Genomic DNA, 24,565 nt, shown 5'->3' with positions numbered 1-24,565 from the left:
CTTTATGGGGACGTTACGGATTCGACAGGGGTAGGTCGAGCTCAGGTTGCGCGTCGAGGTTACGACTCGTAAAACGTTACTCGCCTAAATATAACTGGCAAAGAAAACAATTACTCTTTAGCAGCTGCGTAAGCGCTAGCTGAAGGATCCTTCCCACACTCGCCCGTGGAGTGGATTGAAGGGTCTCAACTATAGCGGGCTCTTACGGCAATCCTCCGTCTGTGGATGGTCGTAGAAATTAATCAGACTAGCTACTCGAAAGCCTGTTGGTAGGCTGTAGAGCTAGCGAATGATAATATACCAACTACACGTGTAGAAGCCTGAGTGCCGATACCTTTGGACGTGGGTTCGATTCCCACCGTCTCCACCAATACATATGTTGGTGGTTTTTTTGTTGTTATAAATCAAAAAATGTTTGCTCGAATAAATTTTTATCGTTAGGCGAGTTCTTTTTAAAACATAAAAGGAGTAAACCTATTCAACTAGATTTACTCCTTTACTTTATTCATACTACAATTCTAAATGGAATTAAAGAAAATTACTCCCCGATATTCAATACAGTAACTTTCTCACGAGTCATCGACTCTATACTCTTACGCACACCTTGTACACCCATACCAGATCCTTTTACACCGATGAATGGGAAGTGGTCTGGTCCACGCTCAGTACGGCCGTTAATTTGAACAGATCCTGCATCGATTACGTTAGCAAGGTTAAAAGCTTTGTTGATATCTTTAGTGAAGACACTTGCCTGTAATCCGAATTCCGATTCATTGGTAATATCAATTGCTTCTTCATCAGAAGAAACACGAATGATTGGAAGAATTGGTCCAAATGGTTCCTCCCAAGCTACTTGCATGTCACCTGTTACATGATCAAGTAGTGTAGGGTAAATTAAGTTATCTTCACGCTTATTCCCTAGAACTACAGTAGCACCTTTATCAACAGCGTCATCCACTAAACCTTGTACAAAGTCAGCTGATTTGTCATCGATTAATGGAACGATGACACTGTCTTTTTCAGGAGAACCAACTGATAATTTTTCAATTTCTGCTTTTAACAATGGTACAAGTTCATCTGCAACTTTTTCGTTTACTAAGACACGTTTAATTGCGGTACAACGTTGTCCAGAGTATGAGAATGCACCACTGATAATATGCTTTGCTGCATCTTGTAAATCCGCATCCTCACGTACGATCGCAGGATCTTTTCCACCTAGTTCTAGTACAAGTGGGATCTTAGTTGCTTTGTTTGCGATATGTGTACCTGTTTTCGTACCACCAGTGAAGGAAATCATGTTGATTCCTTTATGTTCTACCAAATAGTCGCCAATTACAGAGCCTCGTCCTGTAACTAAGCTTATTAGTCCTTTTGGAAGTTCAGCTTTAGCTAGTGCTTCAACCATTTTCGTACCACTAATAGCACCGTTTGTTGCTGGTTTAAAGACAACGGCATTACCAGCCATTAGTGCTGGTGCTAGTTTAGCTGCTGCTAAATTTACAGGGTAGTTGAAAGGTGAAATGGCTAGAATGACACCTAGTGGTACACGGCTAACAATGGCAAGCTTCGATTTGGAACCACCAGGGAAGCTATCACCCATCATGCTCTCTCCGTGCATATGAAGTGCTTCTTCAATGCTATAGCGAATAAAGTCAGCTGTACGAACAACCTCTTTCTTTGCATCTTGGAACCCTTTTCCGACTTCCTTCATGATAATTTCTGCGATTACTTCTTGCATGTCCAATAGGTTGTCAGCCCATTTATATAAATAGCTAGCACGATCTTGAAGCGATGTTTGTGCCCATTCCTTTTGGGCCACCTGAGCAGATTTAATTGCTTCATCTACTTCCTCTTGTGTAATTGCTTGTACTTGTCCAACGGAAGTACGTAGATATGGGGAAACGATGTCAACTGTTTGACCAGATTTACTTTCACGCCATTCTCCGTTTATAAAAAACTTATACGTTGATGCATTCGACTTTGCTGTCATATACAATCTCCTTTTATTCATAATGATGGTTCTCTTAGATGGATACCTTCAAATCTGAAGTATCATTACAATGACACATTATAGGGCACCAAAATAAAAAAGAAAAGAAATGTGCGCTCTTGAAACATCGTATTAATACCGTTTTGTCCACAGAAAGCTAGTTAGAATCAGGCTTTAAGACCAGATAATAATTTTTTGGAAACACTTTGATTTTTTCTGACAGAAGATTCGAAGTAATTCCTTATATGGAAAATTTAGTACCAAGATTTCTTTTGTTTTTTGGTAATCAACCAAGCAGATATTTCATGAGGAGTGATTTTTGTGCAAAACAATAAAAAAAATAAACAAAAGAATAAATATTTATTGTAAAACGATAAATAATGTGCTAAATTCAAATAGAAAATATTTTAGTGAGGTGCTTTTATGAAACAAGTATCAACGCTCTTTTTAAAAGTGACGGTTATGTTAATTGGAGTTCCGGTTTTGGTTATGTGTATCTTTTTGGTGCCAGAAATCGGGAATGTCGCAGGTGAATTACTTCCGGATTTTCCTTATATAAATTATCTCGTTCCTTTGATTTTTTATGCATCTGCAATACCCTTTTACATTGCTTTATATCAGGCATTCAAACTTTTGCGTTATATAGATAAAAATAAGGCTTTCTCACAAATTTCCGTCGATGCGTTAAAGAGAATCAAATATTGTGCAATAACGATTAGTTCTTTGCAAGTTCTATTACTGCCACTCTTTTATAGCTTTGCGGAGATTGACGACGCACCTGGTGTGATCTTTGTCGGATTGCTTGTTCCATTTGCTTCGGCTGTAATTGCAGTGTTTGCGGCAGTTCTAGAGAAGCTTCTAAAAGAAGCAATTGCTATAAAATCGGAAAATGATTTAACGGTCTGAGGTGAGGACAATGGCGATAATTATTAATATTGATGTGATGTTAGCGAAAAGAAAGATGAGTGTAACGGAGCTTTCAGAGCGAGTTGGAATCACGATGGCGAATCTTTCTATTTTGAAAAATGGGAAGGCAAAAGCAATCCGTTTATCTACATTAGAGGGCATTTGCCAGGCGCTGGAATGCCAACCAGGTGATATTTTAGAATACCGACATGATGAAGGTACTCAGTATGAATAAGGGCGAATTAGTTGATGAGGAGAATGGAAGTAGTCGTTTTAAGGGGGATTCATACAGGGAAGGTAGCCATTTGTTAAATGAATCGATAGTACGGACTACAAGAGCATTAACGCAGCTCGTGCGTTTTGGCTGGGAAATGGGCTTGTCCTGTTTGTTTCCGGTTGTTATTTTTACCTCTTTGGCTATTACTCAAATCATACCGCTTCCTTTCCTACCACGCTATGATTGGCTACTCATCATCTGCCTTTTCATGCAATGGGTCATGGTGCGATCTGGACTAGAAACGAAGGATGAACTTAAAGTAATTACATTGTTCCACCTTATCGGTCTCGCGCTTGAAGTTTTCAAAGTTCATATGGGTTCATGGGCATATCCTGACAATGGTTATTTCAAGGTGTTTGACGTACCATTGTATAGTGGGTTCATGTATGCAAGTGTAGCGAGCTTCCTTTGCCAAGCGTGGAGAAGATTAAATGTAGAACTGATTAAATGGCCACCGTTTTGGCTTGCTGTACCACTGGCGGCTGCGATCTATTTGAATTTTTTCACTCATCATTATTGGGTTGATGTACGTTGGATTCTTGCTGGGCTTGTCATCATTATCTTTTGGCGTTCATGGGTTAAATATGTCGTTAATGGAACAGTTTACCGCATGCCGCTTGCCCTTTCATTTGTGCTGATTGGATTTTTTATTTGGATAGCGGAAAATATAGCAACGTTTTTTGGAGCATGGGAATATCCAAATCAATCAGAGGCATGGAGTCTGGTTCATCTAGGAAAAGTAAGTTCATGGCTTTTATTAGTAATTGTAAGTTTTCTTATTGTGGCGACCTTGAAGCTGGTAAAGGATAGACGTTAGAAACGATAATAAAGGTAGCAGGCAGTCGGATATCCTATAATAATAGGTATGCGACTTTTTGATTTTGATTGCAAAAATTAAACTGCACACACTGTGGTGCAGTTTAATTTAAATGATTCGACTTACCCAAGATAAACACTTTCACATGAATTCGGTGCTGGTTCATAATAACAATGCTGTTTATACTGACCAGAATGTGGTTGATCATACCATGTTGCTGGACATGGCCCGTAAGGATTGAAATACCAAAGTGCAAACTTGGATGGATGTTCTCTCCAGTAATCCAACGTCTGCTTTGCTAATCTTTTTTCTGATTCTCTCGCTCTATTATAGAAAACATTACCTTTTTGAACTGCTTCAAATGAGTAATTTCCACCTTGCACATGATAGATTACGTCTGATATTGATCGTAAATCGCCAAAATCTAAACAATCCGCTTTTAATCGATTTACAATGACATTGCCAACCATTAGCATGCCTTGCTTTCCTTCACCTTCTGCCTCAGCTCGCATCATCCTTGCAACTAAATCAACATCTTTATCTGTATATTTTACTCTTGCCACTTTGCATCACCTCTATAGAAATTGTATGTAATCCGTCTAGAAAATTGTGGGCTATGTAGTGGTCTGAGGTAGGAAAAATATAAACCAAACAAAAATCTTCATAGCTTATACAAGTTATGGAATTATATTTTGAATATTGTATTATTATTGAGGCAATAAATATATATATGTGATGTGATCATCTTCATACAGTCAACCAATTTCTAGAGGAGTCGAATCTATTTGAAGTGGAATATGCTAATACTTATTTATGATAGTTAGTAAAAAACTTGAACGTGAATAGTGACAATCCGGTTACGTTTGTAACAAAATCCTGGTCAATAAAAAGTTGTCAATACGATTTATCATGAAATTTATACCAGATGATGAATTTCGTTCCAATCAATTTATATCATGTGTTTCTTACGAATTTTGATACTAGTCAAGGGTTGAATACCTTTTTGGTTATCATCGAACAATTTCCTTCAATAATAATGGAAAAATACCCCATAAATATTACAAAAATCCCGTGCTATGATGTGGACGTAAGTTAATTTACAAACTTTCAACCGAAAAGGAGCGGGAAGATACATGTTTAAGAAAATTGGTATAATCACTGCCTTATCAACAGCTATGATTTTTGGAACTGGTTTTGATAAAGCGGATGTTGAAGCAACTAATTCAATGAACCATAAATTCTACTATTCTATTAATGGAGAAAATGGTAGTTTAATTGGGAAGGACGCACAATCAAAAATTAATGATCTAATTCATCAACTGATGGAGAAGTATCATATAACTATAAATTGGCCAGAGTTAAATGATAAGCAAGTTAATAAAGAACATCCTGTTGCAAAAGAAGAGCCTGCTCAAAATGAGCAAGCTAGTCAAAAAGAAGAAACAGTAAAAGAGCCGGTTGCCCAAGATCCAGCTGAGGAGCAAACACAAGCAACAGCACCAGAAAAGGAGCAAGAAAAAGCTCCGGAACAAGTAGCAACGCCAGCTCCAACACCAGCGCCTGAACAAGGTCAAGGGAAACCAAATGATCAAGCAAAAGAAGAAAACAATAGTCAATCACAGCAATCTGCTTTAAGCCAGTTTGAACAAAAAGTAGTAGAACTTACGAATCAAGAAAGACAGAAAAATGGTTTGGCACCATTACAAATGGATACCGAGCTAAGTAAAGTAGCCAAAGAAAAATCCCGTGATATGGCAGCAAATAACTATTTTGATCACAATAGTCCAAACTACGGTTCTCCGTTTGATATGATGAAGAGCTTTGGAATCACATACCGTACAGCGGGTGAGAATATTGCTAAAGGTCAAAGCACTCCTGAACAAGTCGTGAATGCGTGGATGAATAGTGCAGGACACCGAGCAAATATTTTAAATGGTAACTTTACACATATTGGTGTTGGTTATGTGGAACAAGGAAATTATTGGACACAACAATTTATTGGAAAATAATTCGTGTGTGATAAAGAGACTAGCCTAAAGGTTAGTTTCTTTTTTTGGTTAAGAATTGTTCTATTAGAACGAACTGGAGTGGACCAAACCAAAATCTCGATACGAACTTAAAAAAATGATAAACTGACAATAGAAAAAGAATGTAGTTGATGAAAGAGTCTTTGAGTAAAGGAGCAGTTAACCATGAACATAAAACTTAGTCAGAAAATCATCAAAGAAATGTGTGGAACTGTCTCCTTCAAACGAGGAGACTCTTTTTATCGAGCGAATAAAGTAGTAATTCATGAATATCATTCAGATATTTGTAATGCTACTGTACAAGGAACAGACCTTTTTCAAGTCAGTATTGAAAAGGACTCATCCGGCAACATTCAGACAACCTGCAGCTGTCCAACACTAGCAAATTACAGCAAATCCTGCCAGCATGTGGCAGCTGTTCTAATCGCCATTTATGAACAAAAGCGTCAAGAAACAATGGTAACTGGAGAAAAGCAAATACCGACAGATGAAAAAGGATTGCCGGCAGAATTTCTATCCCTTTTTCAAAATAGAGTGGCGCACTCAAGTGGTCAACAACTTCATTTTGAAAATAGAGAAGTACTGGACGTGCATTTTAAACTGATCCCATTTGCAATTGGACAAGATCAGCATTTAGTCGGAATAGAGGTAAAGCTTGCTCAGACGCACATTGACGATATTCGAGGATTTTTGAATGCGGTGAATGAAGGAATAGCATTTAGTATAGCTCCTCGAATTACGTATGATCCGAAGCGGCACTGTTTTTCTAATGATGCTGATGCATTACTTCATATCCTGATACGGATAGTATTGGATGAACAGGTCTTGTTCGACGTATTACCTAACCAATCTGACTATAAAGAGCAGTCACATATTGTATTAATTCCACCCTCTGCATGGACAAGCTTTGCGAAAATAGTGAATAAAGTGTCCTTCATGTCTCTTGTAATGAACGGACGAGTCTATGAAAAAGTAGAAATTGTGGAGGAAACACCACCGATACAGTTTCGTGTGGAAGAAAGTGATAGCAGGGATTTTAGGCTGATGATGAACGGTTTTAACCAAATGGTGGTGCTTAGTGGCTATCATTCGGTATTATGTGATGGGAAAATTTATCCTTTAGCAATGCAAGATATGGAACGATTAACAGAACTTAAACAAATGATTGCAAGTCCTAGTAAGTTTTATATCCCGATTCCCATTAACCAGCTTAATTTTTTCTTAGAAAAAGTGGTGCCAGGTTTAAAAAGAATTGGTGATGTGAGGCTTTCACCAGCATTAACGAACGAAATGAAGAAAACCCCCCTTGTTGCGAAAATTTATTTGGACCGCTTGCGTAACCGACTGCTCGCAGGATTGGAATTTCATTATAATCACATTGTTATTCAACCATTGGAGAACCAAGAAAATCTACAAACTCCGATCGTTATACGAGATTTTGAAAAAGAAGCAGAAATCCTCCAAATAATGGAAGAAAGTGGATTCACATCAACCGAAGGCGGCTATTTCATGCAGAATGAAGAGTTGGAGTATGAATTCTTAATGCATGCCGTGCCAAAACTTCAAAAAGTCGCTCAAGTTTATACGACAACTGCTGTCCGAAATCGGATTGTGAAAAAATCCGTCTTTCCAAAAATTCGCGTTAGAGTTCAAAAGGAACGAACCAATTGGCTAGAGTTTAAATTTGAAATGGATGGAATTCCACATAAAGAGATTAAAGAATTACTAGCGGCACTTGAATTAAAACAGAAATTTTATCGGCTTCCAAATGGGTCATTATTCTCGCTGGAAACAAAGGAAATGGAAGAAATCCGTGCGTTTTTACAAGCAGGACCGATCCAAGATGATAACTATGAAGTTACATTAGACAGACCGATCTTAGATAGTCTTAAATTTCTTGATTTGATACAGGATAGCCCGGTTTTTGCACCGGAGGAATCGTTTCGACAGTTTCTAGATCAATTGCTACATCCAGGCACCCTCGATTTCAAGGTGCCAAAAAGTTTAGCTTCTATTGTAAGAGATTACCAACGCGATGGATACAACTGGATGAAGCTACTTGCTAAATACGGATTTGGAGGGGTTCTGGCTGATGATATGGGACTTGGGAAAACATTGCAAAGTATTGCATTCATTGTTTCAGAACTTCCAACGATTCGTGAGCAGAAATGTCCCGTACTCATTGTTTGCCCTTCTTCATTAACCTATAACTGGTTACATGAAATACTGACATTTGCACCTGAGCTTCAAACTATTGTCGTCGATGGAAATTTGACGGAACGAAATGCACTGCAGCAACAGGCAAATGAATTTGATGTATTGATTACATCATATCCGCTACTTCGTCGGGATATTGAATGGTACAAAGACCAACTCTTTTATACTGTATTCTTTGACGAGGCACAGGCATTCAAAAATCCATATACACAAACTGCGAGATCAGTTAAAAAAATACAAGCGAATTATCGCTTTGGGCTATCGGGAACACCTATGGAAAATTCGTTGGAAGAGCTCTGGTCGATTTACCATGTGATCTTCCCTGAGCTATTTAAAGGATTAGAGGAGTATCGCCATTTACCAAGAAAAGCTATTGCAAGAAGAGTACGGCCGTTTTTACTTCGTCGTGTAAAAGAAGATGTACTGGGAGAGTTACCAGATAAACAGGAATTTCTTGAAGTATCCGAACTGCTTCCCGAACAGAAGAAACTATATGCGGCATTTCTGGCAAAGCTTCGTGAAGAAACCTTAAAACATCTTGATAAAGATACATTCCGGAAAAATCGGATTCGAATATTGGCAGGTTTAACAAGATTACGCCAAATCTGTTGTCACCCTGCCTTGTTTGTAGATGACTACAAAGGCAAATCGGCGAAATTTGAACAGCTCTTGCAGGTACTAGAGGAATCCAGGCTATCTGGAAGAAGAGTATTGATTTTCTCACAATTTACGAAAATGCTGGAGCTGATAGGTAGGGAGATGACCAATGATGGGAGAACCTATTTTTATCTAGACGGACAAACACCCCCCGAGGAACGAGTAGAACTATGCAATCGTTTTAATAATGGCGAACAGGATTTGTTTTTAATTTCATTAAAAGCTGGCGGCACAGGACTCAATTTGACAGGTGCAGACACTGTTATCCTCTATGACTTATGGTGGAACCCAGCCGTAGAGGAACAAGCAGCAGACAGAGCACACCGTATGGGGCAAAAAAATGAAGTGAAAGTAATTAAACTTATTGCACGTGGGACGATTGAAGAAAAGATAAATGCCCTACAAGAGAAAAAGCGAAATCTTATTGCAGAAATTGTTGATTCAGACGAAAAAACACTCAATGCATTAACAGAAGCGGATATTCGTGAGATATTGATGATATAAGGATGCTTTAATTGAAAAGATAAAGGCCAGTCTCCCTATTGTTGATAAAGGGAGACTGGTTTTTTTATAGCTTTATCATTTAACGAAGAAAAACAGAGTGGAACCTTTCGATAACGTTAGGAAAAATACTGCCATGTGTATTCGGAAGATTATGGTAGTATTATAATGTAGTTTTAGGATAGTATTGGAATAAACAGTGGGGGACTAAGTGTGACGAATACAAGAAAAAGAATGATTATGATTTTTGTGGGTTTAATGATACTCTTTATTCTTATAATGACTTGGCTTTATCCGTATTCGATTTTCAGTTTGCATAAAACGTACTATTATAATCCTGACCCTGTAATGGTAGACGGTTATGTTCGTGACTTAAATGAATTTAAGGAATCTTTTGAGTCGGATATGGAGGGAATATATACCGAAGGAACAATCGATTTAACAGTGGATAGGGCGCAATATATTCTACCCTTATTCGAGCAGGATTGGTTGGTAAGTAAAAATACACTTAAAATGAAGAAAGCAGATTTAGAGAAAATGTTATTTGAGGTGAAAAATACTATAGATACATTGATGAGTTTAGTAAAGCAAGTGGACTATTCTAGCGAACAAAGGCAGTATTTAATATCAAGTATTGAAAATATAATTTCTCTAGAGGAATTTCTTACAGATTTAAAAACAAACAGTTTTGACTCTAGAAAATCTTTAAGGATACAATTCCATAATCTTCATGGTGAGTTTATGAGTAACTTTATGATGTTTACAACTTTCTATGAAATTGTACAAGATGAGAGATTAGTAAACTAGTCTATTGTAAATACTTTAATTAGGCTACATATGATTTAAATGAATTAATAGAAGCGAGTGAAGGTAATAATTTGTTACTAGATGCACCACTAACAAAAGGTATGGGGATAAATCAAGAAGCTCATTTCGGTTTGAATGCCTTGAGGAGGAGATACAATGAATGCAGCAAGAAAAGTTATATTAGATTTAGCTGTTACATTGGACGGATTTATTGAAGGGAAAAATGGTGAAATTGATTGGTGTAATATGGAACCGGAAATGGACTTTACTAAATTTCTGGATCAGATTGATACCATTCTTTACGGTAGAAAGAGTTATGATATATGGGGACAATATGTACCAAAAGAAGAGGAATCAGAAACCGAAAAAGAAATGTGGAAGGCCGTACATAGTAAAGATAAATATGTCTTCTCCAGATTCTATAAAAGTACGGACACTAATGTTACGTTTATAAAAGATAATATAGCCGAAGAAATAAATATGTTAAAGAATAAACCGGGTAAAGATATTTGGCTCTATGGTGGTTCTAGCCTAATTACGTCATTTATAAATTTAGGTCTGGTTGATGAAATGCGATTAAGTGTCCATCCAGTTATATTAGGTGAAGGTAAACCATTGTTTAGTGAAATTATGGAGCGGAAAAATTTTGTGCTGGTGAATACTAGAAGTTTTTCCTCGGGTGTTGTACAACTTTGCTATCAAATGAGAGAATAGGATTTAATAAATGTTTGAAATGGAAGGAAGTGTAGACCGTGGATTTTGAAACTATTATGCAAGAACTAGAAGCACTTGGTAAAGAGCGATTAAAGAAGATGTACATGAATAATGGAGCGCATGAGCCAGTGTTTGGGGTGGCAACAGGTGCAATGAAACCACTTTCTAAAAAAGTAAAAGGCAATCAACCTTTAGCAGAACAGCTTTATGCTACGGGAAACTATGATGCCATGTATTTTGCGGGCGTAATTGCTGATCCGACAATTATGACAGAAGAGGATTTCGAACGCTGGATGGATGATGCTTATTTCTATATGCTATCCGATTATGTTGTTGCCGTTACATTGGCTGAAACTGAAATTGCACAAGAGATTTCTGATAAATGGATTGCAAGTGGGGAAGAACTGCGGATGTCAGCGGGATGGAGTTGTTATTGCTGGCTATTCGGTAATCGACAAGACGTGGAATTTGCCCCGGATAAGATTTCCGATATGCTAGATCAAGTGAGAGATACCATTCACGATGCTCCAGAACGGGCAAAAGTATCGATGAATAACTTTGTTTACACAGCAGCAATTTCCTATGTTCCTCTCCATGAGAAGGCAGTGGAAACCGCAAAGGCAATTGGACTAGTTGAAATAAAACGAGATAATAAAAAGAACAGTATTTTAAATGCTTCTGAGAGTATTCAAAAGGATTTAGATAGAGGGCGGTTAGGATTTAAGCGGAGATATGTAAGGTGTTAGGGGAGACTTTTTAATCTCTTAAGTAAGGATGGTGTTTGGGATTGGAAAAAAATACAGAAGAGCAAATTTTATCGGATCTACAGGAGATTAAACAATCATTACAAGAACTAAATGCAAGAAGCGCAAGCGAGCAAGAAGGTAAACCATCTACTATTTTGTGGGACATAATAAAATCTTTACTAATTGGTGTATGTATACTTGGTCCTGCATTAGCTATTGTACTTGTGTTATTTCAATATATACTCTGATTATAGTAAAAAAATTATAGCTAAGAACTATTTGATTGACGATTAAGATAATAAACAGTATATTTAACTCTATGTGAAAAGCGGCGTTTGATATACTCTAACAAATAATAGGGTATGATAAAGTGCAAGGAAATTCACGGTAACAGTGAATACTTGCACTTTTCGCTTGAAAGGAATTATTTTTCATAAAAAACTACATGAACGACAGGGATGTTAACCTGTATTCATGAATGATAACTATCAGGAGGAAATACAATATGAGTATGAATGAATCGATGAAGGGAACAGAGACAAATTTAAAAACCGTTCCCATCATCATATCTTTTGTTGTGGCGGGTTTTATTGGATTATTTAGTGAAACAGCCTTAAATATGGCGCTAAATAATCTAATTACAAGCTTTGGAATAGATGAGACTACCGCACAATGGCTAACAACAGGTTATTTACTTACATTAGGTATTCTAGTACCAGTTTCAGGACTTATTTTACAATGGTTTACGACAAGACAATTATTTATTGCTTCGTTAATCGCTTCGATTATCGGGACCTTTATTGGAGGGATTGCGTCAACATTTAGTGTTTTAATGATCGCAAGAGTGGTACAAGCAATAGGAACAGCTTTACTTCTTCCACTCATGTTTAACACGATTCTGGTTATTATTCCTCCATATAAACGTGGAAGAGTAATGGGAATCATCGGTCTGGTAATCATGTTTGCTCCTGCAGTAGGACCAACAATTTCAGGACTGATCTTAAGGTCAATGTCTTGGCATTGGATCTTTTGGATTTCGCTTCCTTTATTAATAGCATCACTTGCCTATGGAATTATCTTTATGGGGAATGTGACCAAGCCGACGAAACCTAAAATTGATGTATTGTCTATCATCTTATCAACGATTGGTTTTGGGGGAATTGTATTTGGATTTAGTAATGCAGGTGAAGGTTGGGGAAGTCTAATAGTTATCACGTCCCTAATTGTTGGTGGAATTGGATTACTCTTGTTCGCTATTCGACAATTAACAATGAAGCAACCGATATTAAATTTACGTGCTTTTAAATATCCAATGTTTACGGTTGGTTTATTAATGGTTACAGTGTGCATGATGCTTATTCTTTCTTCCATGATTTTATTACCTTTATATTTACAGACGTCGCTGGCGCTTAGCACGTTTGCTGCTGGTCTAATGCTATTACCAGGCGGAATTATTAATGGTTTCCTATCGCCAGTAATGGGTGGATTATTTGATAAATTTGGACCAAAATGGTTAGTAACGATTGGGATAATTATTGCAACTGGGAGTATGATTGGTTTTTCGACCATTGATACAGAGACTAGCTTAGCATTCATTATCGGACTGCATATTGTAATGATGGTTGGTATCTCCATGATTATGATGCCTGCACAGACGAATGGACTAAATCAATTACCACGGGAGCTGTATCCAGATGGAACAGCGATTATGAACACATTGCAACAAGTTGCTGGAGCAATTGGTACTGCGGTTGCGATTTCAATTCTTTCATCTGGCATGAATAATTATTTGGCAAAAGTGGCAAACCCACTAGATCCGGTTAATCAAGTACTTGCCTTTACAGAAGGCGTTCAGCGAGCATTTGTGTTTGCGATTGTTGTATCAGTTGTCGGTTTAATAATCTCGATATTTATTAAACGCGTGAAGGTAGAGCATCAAGCATAAACATATTTCTTTCAAACCCTTATGTCAACATAATGTTGCACATAGGGGTTTTTCTTATGGAGAAAATGAAGGCCTATACTATACACCGATTTAGACGGAGTTGCTTACCATAAGCACAGGCAGTGATTTTGTGTCTATCATAGGATAAGGTATGATCGGTGCTTTAGAGTCAGGATGTAGTGCTGATTAAGTAATCATGGATTTGAAAATTCTAGTTGAGGTGAGGGACATGAGTGATCGATTAAAGGTGTTAATCTTAATCAGACGCTTCGATAAGACCTATCCGAAACACAAGCCAAAAATGGATATGATTCGAGCAATTGAGGAATACGCCGATGTATATTATTGGCATCAAAATGGAGATATTCACGATATTTTAACAAAATTAAATATTGTACCTGATTTTATCTTTCATTACGACATTGCTTGGGATAAATATGCGTTAGCACCAAATATTACAGGACTAGATCAAATAGATATTCCTAAAGGCTGTTTCGTGATTGATTTGCACTGGAATAACAAAAAAAGAGCAGCTTACTTTACGAAAAACAAGATTGATTTAATCTTTTCTGTAAGTAAATACCCGTTTTTAGCAACCTTTCCGAAGTTCGAGGATAAAATGCGCTGGTTACCATGGTCTGTTGATCCTAATGTGATTAAAGACTGGAAGCAAGAGAAGAATATTGATTATTTGCTAATGGGTTTGGTTTATTCTGATGATCCTAGCTTGAAATTAAGAGTTAAATCACAAAAAGGAAGATATGCTTTTCGGGATGCGGTTTTGAAAAGAATGAAGGATGAACCAGGATTTGTGTTTTATCCACATCCGGGGCATTTTGCGAAGGGAGCTAGGTTGCGAATAAATGAGAGGTATGCGAAGGAATTAAACCGCTCGAAGATATTCTTTACATGTGGCAGTACGAACAAAACGGGTGGATTTGCAGTACTGAAATTCTTCGAAGCACCTGGTTGTCATACCTTATTACTTGCAGAGCCAAATAGGGATATTGAGGACTTAGGGTTCCAGGATGGGGTTAATTACGTGGCGTGTAATCGAACGGATTTTTATGAGAAAGCACAGTACTACCTTGAGAACGAAGCGGAACGGGAAAAAATTACAAAGGCAGGGTATAAATTTATTCACGAGCACCATACGAATCAAGTGCGTGCAAAACAATTTATTACTTTTGTTACGGATTATCTAACTGAAAAACAAGCATAGGCAACAAAAAAAGGTAAGGACAAAACTGCATCGATTACTTTTGTAAATTGGATAAAAAGTGAACGATGAGAGTTGTCCTTACATATATAGATTAGTAAAACAGATGAACAATTTACTATATGTAGAGACAGGTGATGTACTTGATACCATTGATAAATGTTAGTAGACAATTTCAAGAAATGCGAAATGAAATACTTGAGGCAATTGATCGTGTTATTACTAGTGGTCAATATGTTCTTGGTCAAGAAGGTAGCATGTTTGAAAAAGAAGTGAGTGACTATTTATCTAGTCCTTACGCCGTTTCGGTTGGCAATGGGACTGATGCTTTAGTATTAAGTCTGGATGCGTTGGATATTGGTCCAGGAGACGAGGTCATTACAACGCCCTTTACTTTTTTTGCTTCAGCAGAGGCGATTTCAAGAGTAGGGGCAACGCCTGTATTTGTGGACATTGACCCCAAAACGTATACGATTGATGTCTCAAAAATTGCGGATAAAATCACAAGCAAAACGAAGGCAATTTTGCCAGTTCATTTATTTGGCCAGTCCTGTGATATGGATAAATTAATGGAATTGGCAGATTCATATAAGCTCTTTGTCATCGAGGACGCCTGTCAAGCCTTCGGGGCAGAAGAAAATGGTGTTAAATTAGGCACAATCGGTGACATTGGTTGTTTTTCTTTTTTTCCAACAAAGAATTTATCTACGATTGGTGACGGTGGATTGATTGTAACCAAGCATGAGAAGCTTGCGAAGCGGCTAAAACAATTACGGCATCATGGCTCTACTAAAAAGTATTATCATGCTGAGATTGGTTATAATAGTCGCCTTGATGAGATTCATGCAGCGATTCTTCGAATTAGTTTAGCTTATATCGATGCTTGGAACGAGGAACGTCGACAAAAGGCGTATGGATATGATGAATTGGCAGGTGTAAATGGACTACAGATACCATTTCGTAAACCAGGACATTCTCATATATATCATCTGTATTGTGTTGAACATGCTGAAAGAGACAATCTAATGGCTTATTTAGAAAGAAATGGGGTAGCAAGCGGGGCGTATTATCCCCTCCCGTTACATCGTCAGGAAGTATATAAGCATCTAGGGTATCACCTGGGTGATTTTCCAGTTGCGGAAGAAAAAGCAAGCCGCCTACTGGCACTGCCAATGCATCCATCTCTTAAAGCTGAGGAACAGCAAGAAGTGATTCGTGTTCTAAAAGCATACAGGGGAAATTCGCTATGAACAAAATCGGGATAATCGGATGTGGACGAATGGCTGAAAAGCACATCGAGACAATTCAACAGTTAGATGACATAACCATTATCGCCTTAAGTGATATTTCAACGGATAGGATGGGTCATGTTCATAATCTGATATCGTCTAATGCAGCAGCTATCTCGATGCACACTAATTACGAGGAAATGCTAAAGCTGGATTCGATTGATATCATTCTAATTACAACTACGTCAGGTTTACATGCCGAAATAGCCGAAAAAGCATTACGTGCTAGAAAACATGTTATCGTGGAAAAACCCCTGACACTCTCACTGGAAGAAGCTCGAAAGTTAACTGCTCTAGCTAATCAAGTGGGACGTCATTTATTTGTCTGTTACCAACTAAGGTATCGAAAGCTGATGCTGAAAATAAAAGAATTAATTGATAGTGAGTTACTTGGTACAGTACATTATGGGATTGTGACGATGGCTATAAATCGCTCTCAAGCCTATTTTGATCAAGCATCCTGGCGGGGAACATGGGAACATGATGGTGGCATGTTAATTAACCAAGGTATTCACTTTGTTGACCTTTTAGTATGGTATTTAGGTGATTTGGAGAATATTTATGGCGAAATTACCCGGGTGAATAACCAAAAACAAACCGAGGATATCGCATTAGGGCTACTCACATTCAAAAATGGTGCAAAGGGTTTAATTGAGGCAAATATTATTACACTACCAGAGAATTTCGGTTACTCGATTAGATTATTTGCGGAAAAAGGAACTATTATCATTAGTGGTAAGCAGCTGGACCAGATTGAACGATTCGAAATAAGTGGCCAAACATATTCTGATCAAGAGCTAGATGATCTGAAGAATGATCGAATGGAGCACCTAACCATGTATCAAGAAATTATTACAAAAATTAAAGGAAATGAACAGGGCTTCCCAGTCGATGGCCAGGAATCGGAAAAGGCATTAGAAGCAATTTTTGCTCTTTATGCCTCTGTTTTGCAAAAAAAGAAAGTCTCATTACCATTGTCCTCTTTTTCCTCAGGGTTAATGAAACAATGGAACAATGAGTCGTAATCGGAGGAGATGAAGTGCATATTCATGAAGATGTTACATTAGGAGAGAATGTGACGATTGGCCATTATACAATCATTGAAGCGGATGTGGTCATCGGAAATGACGTAGAAATCGGAAGTCATTGTGTAATAAAAAAAGGAACGATTATTGGAGAAGGAGTGAAGATGGGGGATTTCGTTATCCTCGGTAAATTGCCGACAACGAATAACCAGATGGCTAGGAAACCAGCAACAAATCTTGGACCACTTCAAATTGGACCGGGTAGTGTCATTGGAAGTCATGTAACATTGTATGCTGGAACAGGGATAAGAGATGGTGCTTATCTAGCAGATCATGTGAGTATTCGTGAACAGGTTACTATCGGTAGTCATACGATAATAGGACGGAACGTTATGATAGAACCGAGTACGACCGTCGGCTCAAACGTGACAATACAAACAAGTTCGTATATAACGGCGGATACTATAATTGAGGATGGTGTTTTCATAGGCCCATGCTGTTCGATGTCTAATGATAAATATATGGCAAGTGGAAAAGGAACTCATACAGGCCCAATCCTTAAAAAGGGTGCAAAGATAGGGAATAATGCAACCCTGTTGCCGAATATTGAAATTGGTGAAAAAGCGATTGTTGGAGCAGGGGCGGTCGTAACCAAATCTGTTCCTGCTAATGAAACGGTAGTAGGAAACCCCGCGAGCAGATTATAACAAGCCGAACAGGATGGAATGGGTAAGGAGGTGTATGGGTGAATTACTTTGAAAACCATAAAAAAGAGCTACAAACAGAATTATTATTGGAGCGCTATCTTTTTTATTTAAAGCATCACAGTTTACTTCTGCTGGAGCTACTTTCATACGCGACATCAGATAATCTAAAACCAAATGACGTAAAACAAATCGAAAAAAGTCTGTACCAGTCTTTGTATCTATTTAAATTTATCGTTAACCATTTGGAACTATTACATGTCGAAGCATCTCCGAAATTTAAAGACGATCTAACTAATTTAGAATTACTCCGATTAGCCTATACGACTAAAAGTTGTTTAGAAAAAATGTATAAGGCATTTTGCGAGGAACCATTCTTTGACCGGAAGTACCATCGAAAATGTACTTTACTATTACAGGAGTTATTAAATCAAGAAATTATTTCAGTAGTGGATACAATGCATACAGATAACCAAAATGCTAATCCGCCCTGGATAAACCCGGTATTAGTCTAAGGTGGTAACTAACGGGAAGCGATAATTATAAGGAAGACCTTTTCAACGTAATTTCAGTTTTGATTGAAATTCACGAAGAAAAGGTCTTCCAATTTTTATGGAATGGATTGGTTTAATCAATAGTTGAATAATACACCCAGGATAACTATTCAATAGTGAAGTGAGTGATCCATATAATAAAATTTAGTCGGTGGCAGAGGTAGTAAGAGAGTCCAATCCGAGCTTTTTAGTTAAATACTTCTGGTTATGAATAACGGAAGGATCTTCTGGGCGATAGCTTCGTGCTTCTTCGTTATGATAGTATGCCTTTTGGCTATCGCCAAGCATGTCATAGCAGACACACAATTGCAGATGTGGGTACCATGTGGAATAGGCGGGATAGCTAAAGCTCCACTGGTTAGCATCGGGCTTGGCTGCAATTGCTAATTCATACCAGACTATGGCATGACGGAATTCTTTTTTTCGTTTAAAATAATCTCCAATCCGGCTACTCGCTTCTGGTCTAGGTGATTTTGTAAAGCGGATCGATTCAAGCAATGAAGCGAGTTCCTGATCCGATTTATCCAAGGATCGATAACAGTCTGCACGGAATATACACGCATAAAATTTATCCTCTACCCAGCCTGTTTCCTGAGCTACTGCTTGATTATAGGCTTCAATTGCATCCTCAAGATGGTTGTTTTCCCGCAGCTCGTTTCCATAATAAAAATAATCCCGTGTTGAAAATGTGTCGCCGCGCTCTTTTTTTCGCTGATAGATTGCTAGATTTCTGCCGACTGCGTGCTCGGTGCTTTTGTGAGTGATGGCAACATCGGAATTGATGACATTGCCATACACTTGTAAATAATTATGCACGTCCCCGACCCACCTGAAGTTGCGTGTGCGTTTGATTAACCGATTTCTTCGGTAGCGTAACGTGATATTTCCAAATGCGTCCACACCAGCATTGTAGTACATCGATACAGAATCAACAGCTGGATCTAATGTTTCTTTAAGCTGTGCTAGTTTTTGCTGATCTTCTTCGAGTATGACATCATCTGCATCAAGATATAAAATATAATCCTGTGTCGCATATTTAAATGATTCATTTCTTGCTTGGGCAAAATTTCCGGTCCATTCAAAGAAAAAAACGCGATCTGTATACTGTTTGGCGATTTCCACTGTAGTATCTGTTGATCCAGTATCAACAATGTTTATCTCATCGACATAGTCTTTTACCGAATCTAAACAACGTGCTAGTACTTCCTCCTCGTTTTTTACAATCATACACAAACTTATCGTAATCATAATATCCTCCTTTTTGACGTCTCATATCTTTTCCGGGTAGTAGTTATAATCGAAATACATGTGGATGATTCTCATCAAAACTTCTTCTAGTATCGAATAGTAAGGAGGAATGCTGCAAGAGCAATGCATAATCGATATTAGTGTGGTTCGTTATGATGATGACACAGTCATATTGCCTTAAAGTTTCCTTTGTTAGTGGTACAGATATGTGAAGACGAGTATGAGTTGCCAGTTCATCTACATATGGATCATGGTAATCGACTAGGTAGCCAGAAGTTTCTAGCATATTAAAGATTGTAATTGCTTTTGATTCGCGGGTATCATTCACATTTGGTTTATAGGTAACACCGACTAAGAGGACTTTTCTTGGTTGATTAGTCACGTTAGAGTTTTTTGTCAGCAGCTTTTCCATTCGACTAATAATATAAGCAGGTTGTTCATCATTGGTTTTTTTGGCGAGGTCGATAAAGGATGTATCAATTCCCTCTTGTTGAGCCTTCCATTTTAAATAAAGTGGGTCAACAGGAATACAGTGACCACCAATTCCTGGACCTGGATAATAAGGAGTAAATCCAAATGGCTTGGTGCTTGCTGCTTTAATAACCTCCCAAATGTCAACGTCCATCCTTTCACATATTCTTGCCATTTCATTGATAAAGGAGATATTAATGAAACGCTGTGTGTTTTCTAGTAATTTGGTCATCTCGGCTATTTTAGGTGATTTTACTGGGACAAGTGTTTCAAATACTTGCTCATAAATAAGTCGGATTTGCTCGAGACAATTATCTGTTGTTCCACTAATTACTTTTGGAATGGAGGTTAGGAGGTACTCATTACCTGGATCTATTCTTTCTGGGGAATATCCTAAATAGATATCTTGACCAATCACCAAACCACTATCCTCCAGCAATGGTTTTAAATAGTCTTCGGTAGTTCCTGGATAGGTTGAACTCTCTAAAATGATAAGATGTCCTTTTTTTAAATAAGGTAGGAAGGATGTGACAGCTGATTGAATATAACTCAAATTTGGTTCATTCTCGTTTTTTAATGGAGTTGGCACACAGATGATGATAACATCTGACTCCTTGAGCTTCGTGAAATCATCCGACGGTGTAAATTTTCCAGATTGAATTAGTTGCTTGATTTCAGAGTGTGTAATTGTTTGGAGATAGGATGTACCTAGCTGTAAGGAATTTATTTTTTGGTGATCGACATCTATCCCAATAACCGTAAAGCCCTGTTTAACGAATTGGATTGCCAAAGGTAACCCTACATATCCTAATCCGATTATCCCTACTATTTTTTCCATAATCTTTTCTCTCCTTAATCCAAATCTTGATCCATCTAGTTTAAGGTATGAAAAATAAGGAGGATTCGATATCCGCTAATAACGCCATTTCAGGAAATAGGCTTATGCTGAAGTAATAATACTTTGTTATTCTAACGAACGTTGGTTCTAATAACTATTTTAATAAAAATACCCAGTTTTTTAACTAAATGGCTCACAAGTACCCATGTTGATGTATATCTTAAAAGTGTACAGATAACCACTCAAGCTGATGCTTTGAAAAAAAGCAATAATACAAACGAGAGGTATTCAGTGATATCTCAAAGAAGGAGGTACGTTATGTCTTTACCAAATATCCCTAATATTACCCCAAACATATCCTTAACACGACATGAAACAATTAATTTGCTTCTTTCTTCTATCGCCTTGGAAGAAATAGGTTTGTCTCACATCCTTAATGCTGAAGGAGAAAAAATACAAAGCTTTCTAAAAATGAAGCATGCATCATTGTCAGAGCTTTTATTAATTAATAAAAGTATCAATGATACTTTGAAAACAGTAGTAAAATCACAACTTCTTCTTTCACTAAAGCTAGAGGAAACAGCTTCTATTCCAGGTGGTGGTACTAAAAAAGAGCATGACCATGGAATTGACAAGAATCAATGTCATGAGGATCCCCATAAACATGAAATTGGTAAATTGATTGGAAAACATCATGACAAGGAGAAGCATCATGATAAAGACAAACACCATGACAAACATAAACATCATGGAAAAGACAAACATATGTGACGGATTCGTACAACAAATGGGGGAGAAACCTGACCGGAAGCTTTAGATAGAGATGAAATTAAACGGTAAGAGGTGAAATAATTGGCGGATGCTACGATTTCGTTGTGTATGGTTGTAAAAAATGAGGAATCATCCATTGAGAGATGCTTAAAAAGTGTCCGTGATTTAGTGGATGAGATAATTATTGTTGATACAGGCAGTTCGGATAACACGCTATCTATTTGTAAACAGTACACGAATCATATCCATCTTGTCGATTGGGAGAATGATTTTGCAAAAGCAAGAAACTACAGTTTACAATTTGCCACGGGAGATTGGATTGTATGGTTAGATGCAGATGAGGAATTCGACCGCACTACATTTGAAGATTTAAAATCAGTATTACAGCATAAAAAAGAAACCTTTCTTTATGTACCTGTACGAAACTATATAGGTGATACTATTTCTGAACATGATGTGTATACGATTTTTCAGGCGCGAATATTTCAGAATAATAAAGGGATAACCTTCCAGAATAAAATCCATGAGCAAATCCATATCCCTGTTGAGGATTTTCAATATGCGATTCTTCCTTCACTAATTAAGCATTATGGCTATCTTAATGCTGAAATCGAAACGAAGAATAAGCATGAACGTAATTTAGATATACTCAAGCTTGAATTAGAGTCGGAAGGGCATAGTCCATGGATTGATTATCATGTGGCATCAGAATATTATAACGCCAAAGACTATGAAAAGGCATTTCACTTTGTTAATTATGCCATTTTGAAATTTGTGGAGGAAGGTGTATTACCACCTGCAATTGTATATCGATTGAAATATTCGATTATCGTAGAATCTGAAAATTATCAGGGCGCATGGCCAAGTATTAATAAAGCGATTGAGTTATATCCAGATTATGTTGATTTATATTATTTAAAGGCTACCGTACTGTTTCATTTGGGAAAATATCAAGAAGCAGTTGAGGTGTTAGACCACTGTTTGCTACTAGGTGAGGAAAACCATAACTATTTGATCTTGAAAGGAACAGGGAGCTTCCGAGCTGTTGATTTAAAAGAAAAATGTTTACAAAAGCTACAATAAGAATCGTAATTATTCTTCGTAATAAGACCTAATGAATTCACCAGAAGATGGTAAACATTTGATAAAAAACTATAAAAACTCTCCCAATCTCGAGGGATTCACTAGTCGAGATTTGGAGAGTTTTATTATCAGCGTTATGTATAACAATCTTTCCAGTCGGCTTCGAAGCAGGAGTGCACTCGTTAACGAATTAGCGAGTATGTTTATTTCGTATCCGATTGGAAAGTTGTTCGTTTTAAGGGCAAAGTTATGTGTAAGGAATCTACTTTGCCCGTTTGATATGTCAGGAGTTAAGGATCTTTAAAGCGTTCTTTAATTTAGATTCTAGTACAATTTCTTTTTTAAAGATGGTTTCTAACATGGATTGTGTACTTTCGTTAATTGCTAGTATTTCTTTTAAGGAAGCGTGCTGACCTGGGTTATTTGTCAACGTTCCTAAGACATACTGTATTTTTTCTCCTTCAGCATTAATAATGTGTGATAAACCTATTTCCTCTAATGCAATAGAGGCCAACATAAGATTTACGACATCATCTCTAGTTAACGTTATGTTCGGTGTAATATTTGGAATACTTGGCTGTGACAATAGAATAATTCTCCTTTCAATTTGTATTCTATATATATTATTCAGAAATATATATTGGTGCAAATATAATAAGGTTTAAAAAGTGACCAACCCCGACTTCGCGGAATCAAGACGTATCCCCAATCAAAAAAATTATGGTACACATAGCATATTGAAGATAGGAAAACCATTCCGGAGAAGTTGTTGGTGCTTCTTTTTTATAGAAGATGGAATGACTGATCCTTATCTGAAAAATATCTAGAAAAGGAGGAAACTCTATTGTCGCAACCGAACATGCCGAATATCACACCGACTATTTCACTAACTCGTGAAGATGTAGTGAATCTTTTGCTGACTTCTATTGCAATGGAAGAGATGGGATTAGCTCATATTATCAATGCAGAAGGTGAGAAAATCCAATATGCTTTAGGTACTTTACCTGGTATGACTGGTCCACCTTCTTCGTTGCAAGAGATATTATCGGTTAATGAAAGTACACAGTCGATGTTAGAAACGATTTTTAAGAAGGAGTTAATCTTAGAATCTAAGATGAAGGCGGCAGCGAATATCCCTACACTTCGAGGTCCAACGGGTCCAACAGGCCCACCAGGACCAGGTGGAGGAGCAACGGGTCCAACGGGTCCAGCAGGAGCGACAGGGGCAACCGGCCCAGCAGGAGCAACGGGTCCAACGGGTCCAGCAGGAGCGACGGGTCCAACCGGTCCAGCAGGAGCAACGGGAGCAACCGGCCCAGCAGGAGCAACGGGAGCAACCGGTCCAGCAGGAGCAACGGGAGCAACCGGTCCAGCAGGAGCAACGGGAGCAACCGGTCCAGCAGGAGCAACGGGAGCAACCGGTCCAGCAGGAGCAACGGGAGCAACCGGTCCAGCAGGAGCGACGGGTCCAACGGGTCCAGCAGGAGCAACAGGGGCAACCGGCCCAGCAGGAGCGACGGGTCCAGCAGGAGCAACGGGTCCAACGGGTCCAGCGGGAGCAACGGGAGCAACGGGTCCAGCAGGAGCGACAGGCCCAACCGGCCCAGCAGGAGCGACGGGTCCAACGGGTCCAGCGGGAGCAACGGGTCCAACGGGTCCAGCAGGAGCGACAGGCCCAACCGGCCCAGTGGGAGCAACAGGAGCAACCGGTCCAGCAGGAGCAACGGGAGCAACCGGTCCAGCAGGAGCAACGGGAGCA

At 38.2% G+C, this 24,565-nt stretch carries 22 protein-coding genes, 1 other RNA gene and 1 pseudogene; 19 read left to right on the top strand and 5 right to left on the bottom strand.

The window, feature by feature from the left end:
* The first annotated feature begins 6 nt into the window (after positions 1-6).
* Positions 7-370: a transfer-messenger RNA gene (gene ssrA / locus JF53_RS17055) on the top strand.
* Positions 371-538: 168 nt separating this feature from the next.
* Here the strand turns inward: ssrA and JF53_RS04175 are convergent.
* On the bottom strand, positions 539-1,990 hold the full coding sequence (locus JF53_RS04175) for an NADP-dependent glyceraldehyde-3-phosphate dehydrogenase (RefSeq protein WP_047980780.1): 1,452 nt from the start codon (positions 1,988-1,990) through the stop codon (positions 539-541).
* 423 nt (positions 1,991-2,413) lie between these two features.
* Between JF53_RS04175 and JF53_RS04170 the strand changes: the two genes are divergently transcribed.
* The 3 genes from JF53_RS04170 to JF53_RS04160 are packed head-to-tail and all read left to right on the top strand — an operon-like array spanning position 2,414 to position 3,990.
* Positions 2,414-2,896, top strand: a complete 483-nt coding sequence (locus JF53_RS04170; RefSeq protein ID WP_047980779.1) for a DUF2975 domain-containing protein — start codon at positions 2,414-2,416, stop codon at positions 2,894-2,896.
* A gap of 10 nt (positions 2,897-2,906) precedes the next feature.
* Positions 2,907-3,131, top strand: coding sequence for a helix-turn-helix domain-containing protein (locus tag JF53_RS04165; protein ID WP_047980778.1), 225 nt, complete (start codon positions 2,907-2,909; stop codon positions 3,129-3,131).
* Positions 3,124-3,990, top strand: coding sequence for a DUF817 domain-containing protein (locus tag JF53_RS04160; protein ID WP_083443539.1), 867 nt, complete (start codon positions 3,124-3,126; stop codon positions 3,988-3,990). Before JF53_RS04165 ends, JF53_RS04160 begins: the two co-directional genes overlap by 8 nt.
* Before the next feature lie 122 nt (positions 3,991-4,112).
* Here JF53_RS04160 and JF53_RS04155 read toward each other — a convergent pair whose 3' ends face one another.
* Entirely contained in the window at positions 4,113-4,553 is a 441-nt protein-coding gene (locus tag JF53_RS04155) for a cell wall hydrolase (protein ID WP_047980777.1), read from the bottom strand.
* Between the two features lie 570 nt (positions 4,554-5,123).
* Between JF53_RS04155 and JF53_RS04150 the strand changes: the two genes are divergently transcribed.
* The 12 genes from JF53_RS04150 to JF53_RS04095 all read left to right on the top strand — a co-directional run bounded on the left by JF53_RS04150 (position 5,124) and on the right by JF53_RS04095 (position 18,356).
* Positions 5,124-5,999 carry a CAP domain-containing protein gene (locus tag JF53_RS04150; protein WP_047980776.1) on the top strand — a complete coding sequence of 292 codons (876 nt, stop codon included), beginning with the start codon at positions 5,124-5,126 and terminating at the stop codon, positions 5,997-5,999.
* A 183-nt stretch (positions 6,000-6,182) separates the two neighbouring features.
* The gene (locus tag JF53_RS04145; protein ID WP_047980775.1) at positions 6,183-9,395 is read left to right on the top strand and encodes a DEAD/DEAH box helicase; all 3,213 of its coding nucleotides are present in this window, start codon (positions 6,183-6,185) and stop codon (positions 9,393-9,395) included.
* A 210-nt stretch (positions 9,396-9,605) separates the two neighbouring features.
* The gene (locus tag JF53_RS04140; protein ID WP_047980774.1) at positions 9,606-10,199 is read left to right on the top strand and encodes a hypothetical protein; all 594 of its coding nucleotides are present in this window, start codon (positions 9,606-9,608) and stop codon (positions 10,197-10,199) included.
* Positions 10,200-10,355: 156 nt separating this feature from the next.
* Positions 10,356-10,913: a dihydrofolate reductase family protein gene (locus JF53_RS04135; RefSeq protein WP_047980773.1), complete on the top strand. Its 558-nt coding sequence runs from the start codon at positions 10,356-10,358 to the stop codon at positions 10,911-10,913.
* A 38-nt stretch (positions 10,914-10,951) separates the two neighbouring features.
* Positions 10,952-11,659: a DNA alkylation repair protein gene (locus JF53_RS04130; RefSeq protein WP_047980772.1), complete on the top strand. Its 708-nt coding sequence runs from the start codon at positions 10,952-10,954 to the stop codon at positions 11,657-11,659.
* Between the two features lie 35 nt (positions 11,660-11,694).
* Entirely contained in the window at positions 11,695-11,907 is a 213-nt protein-coding gene (locus JF53_RS04125) for a hypothetical protein (RefSeq protein WP_157052458.1), read from the top strand.
* A 263-nt stretch (positions 11,908-12,170) separates the two neighbouring features.
* The gene (locus tag JF53_RS04120; protein ID WP_047980877.1) at positions 12,171-13,604 is read left to right on the top strand and encodes a DHA2 family efflux MFS transporter permease subunit; all 1,434 of its coding nucleotides are present in this window, start codon (positions 12,171-12,173) and stop codon (positions 13,602-13,604) included.
* Between the two features lie 229 nt (positions 13,605-13,833).
* On the top strand, positions 13,834-14,826 hold the full coding sequence (locus JF53_RS04115; protein WP_047980770.1) for a glycosyltransferase family protein: 993 nt from the start codon (positions 13,834-13,836) through the stop codon (positions 14,824-14,826).
* 140 nt (positions 14,827-14,966) lie between these two features.
* Positions 14,967-16,073, top strand: coding sequence for a DegT/DnrJ/EryC1/StrS family aminotransferase (locus JF53_RS04110; RefSeq protein ID WP_047980769.1), 1,107 nt, complete (start codon positions 14,967-14,969; stop codon positions 16,071-16,073).
* Entirely contained in the window at positions 16,070-17,137 is a 1,068-nt protein-coding gene (locus tag JF53_RS04105) for a Gfo/Idh/MocA family protein (protein ID WP_047980768.1), read from the top strand. The genes JF53_RS04110 and JF53_RS04105 overlap by 4 nt, the downstream gene beginning before the upstream one ends.
* A gap of 14 nt (positions 17,138-17,151) precedes the next feature.
* Positions 17,152-17,844: an N-acetyltransferase gene (locus JF53_RS04100; protein ID WP_047980767.1), complete on the top strand. Its 693-nt coding sequence runs from the start codon at positions 17,152-17,154 to the stop codon at positions 17,842-17,844.
* Between the two features lie 38 nt (positions 17,845-17,882).
* Complete coding sequence (locus tag JF53_RS04095; RefSeq protein ID WP_047980766.1) at positions 17,883-18,356, top strand: hypothetical protein; 474 nt, start codon at positions 17,883-17,885, stop codon at positions 18,354-18,356.
* 183 nt (positions 18,357-18,539) lie between these two features.
* Here JF53_RS04095 and JF53_RS04090 read toward each other — a convergent pair whose 3' ends face one another.
* Entirely contained in the window at positions 18,540-19,643 is a 1,104-nt protein-coding gene (locus JF53_RS04090) for a glycosyltransferase (protein WP_047980765.1), read from the bottom strand.
* Positions 19,644-19,686: 43 nt separating this feature from the next.
* Positions 19,687-20,952, bottom strand: a complete 1,266-nt coding sequence (locus tag JF53_RS04085) for a nucleotide sugar dehydrogenase (RefSeq protein WP_047980764.1) — start codon at positions 20,950-20,952, stop codon at positions 19,687-19,689.
* Positions 20,953-21,270: 318 nt separating this feature from the next.
* On the opposite strand from JF53_RS04085, the gene JF53_RS17835 reads away from it, so the two are divergent.
* A complete protein-coding gene (locus JF53_RS17835; RefSeq protein ID WP_236686903.1) occupies positions 21,271-21,723 on the top strand; it encodes a hypothetical protein in 453 nt (150 codons plus the stop codon).
* Positions 21,724-21,804: 81 nt separating this feature from the next.
* The gene (locus JF53_RS04075; RefSeq protein ID WP_047980763.1) at positions 21,805-22,806 is read left to right on the top strand and encodes a glycosyltransferase; all 1,002 of its coding nucleotides are present in this window, start codon (positions 21,805-21,807) and stop codon (positions 22,804-22,806) included.
* A 283-nt stretch (positions 22,807-23,089) separates the two neighbouring features.
* Here the strand turns inward: JF53_RS04075 and JF53_RS04070 are convergent, their stop codons facing one another.
* Positions 23,090-23,392: a hypothetical protein gene (locus JF53_RS04070; RefSeq protein WP_047980762.1), complete on the bottom strand. Its 303-nt coding sequence runs from the start codon at positions 23,390-23,392 to the stop codon at positions 23,090-23,092.
* 258 nt (positions 23,393-23,650) lie between these two features.
* Here JF53_RS04070 and JF53_RS04065 point away from each other — a divergent pair.
* A pseudogene (locus JF53_RS04065) lies at positions 23,651-24,565 on the top strand (collagen-like protein); the annotation flags it as partial.

The sequence above is a fragment of the Ornithinibacillus contaminans genome, from assembly GCF_001038425.2.
Taxonomy (GTDB): domain Bacteria; phylum Bacillota; class Bacilli; order Bacillales; family Amphibacillaceae; genus Ornithinibacillus; species Ornithinibacillus contaminans.
This window is presented reverse-complemented; position numbering and strand designations above follow the sequence as displayed.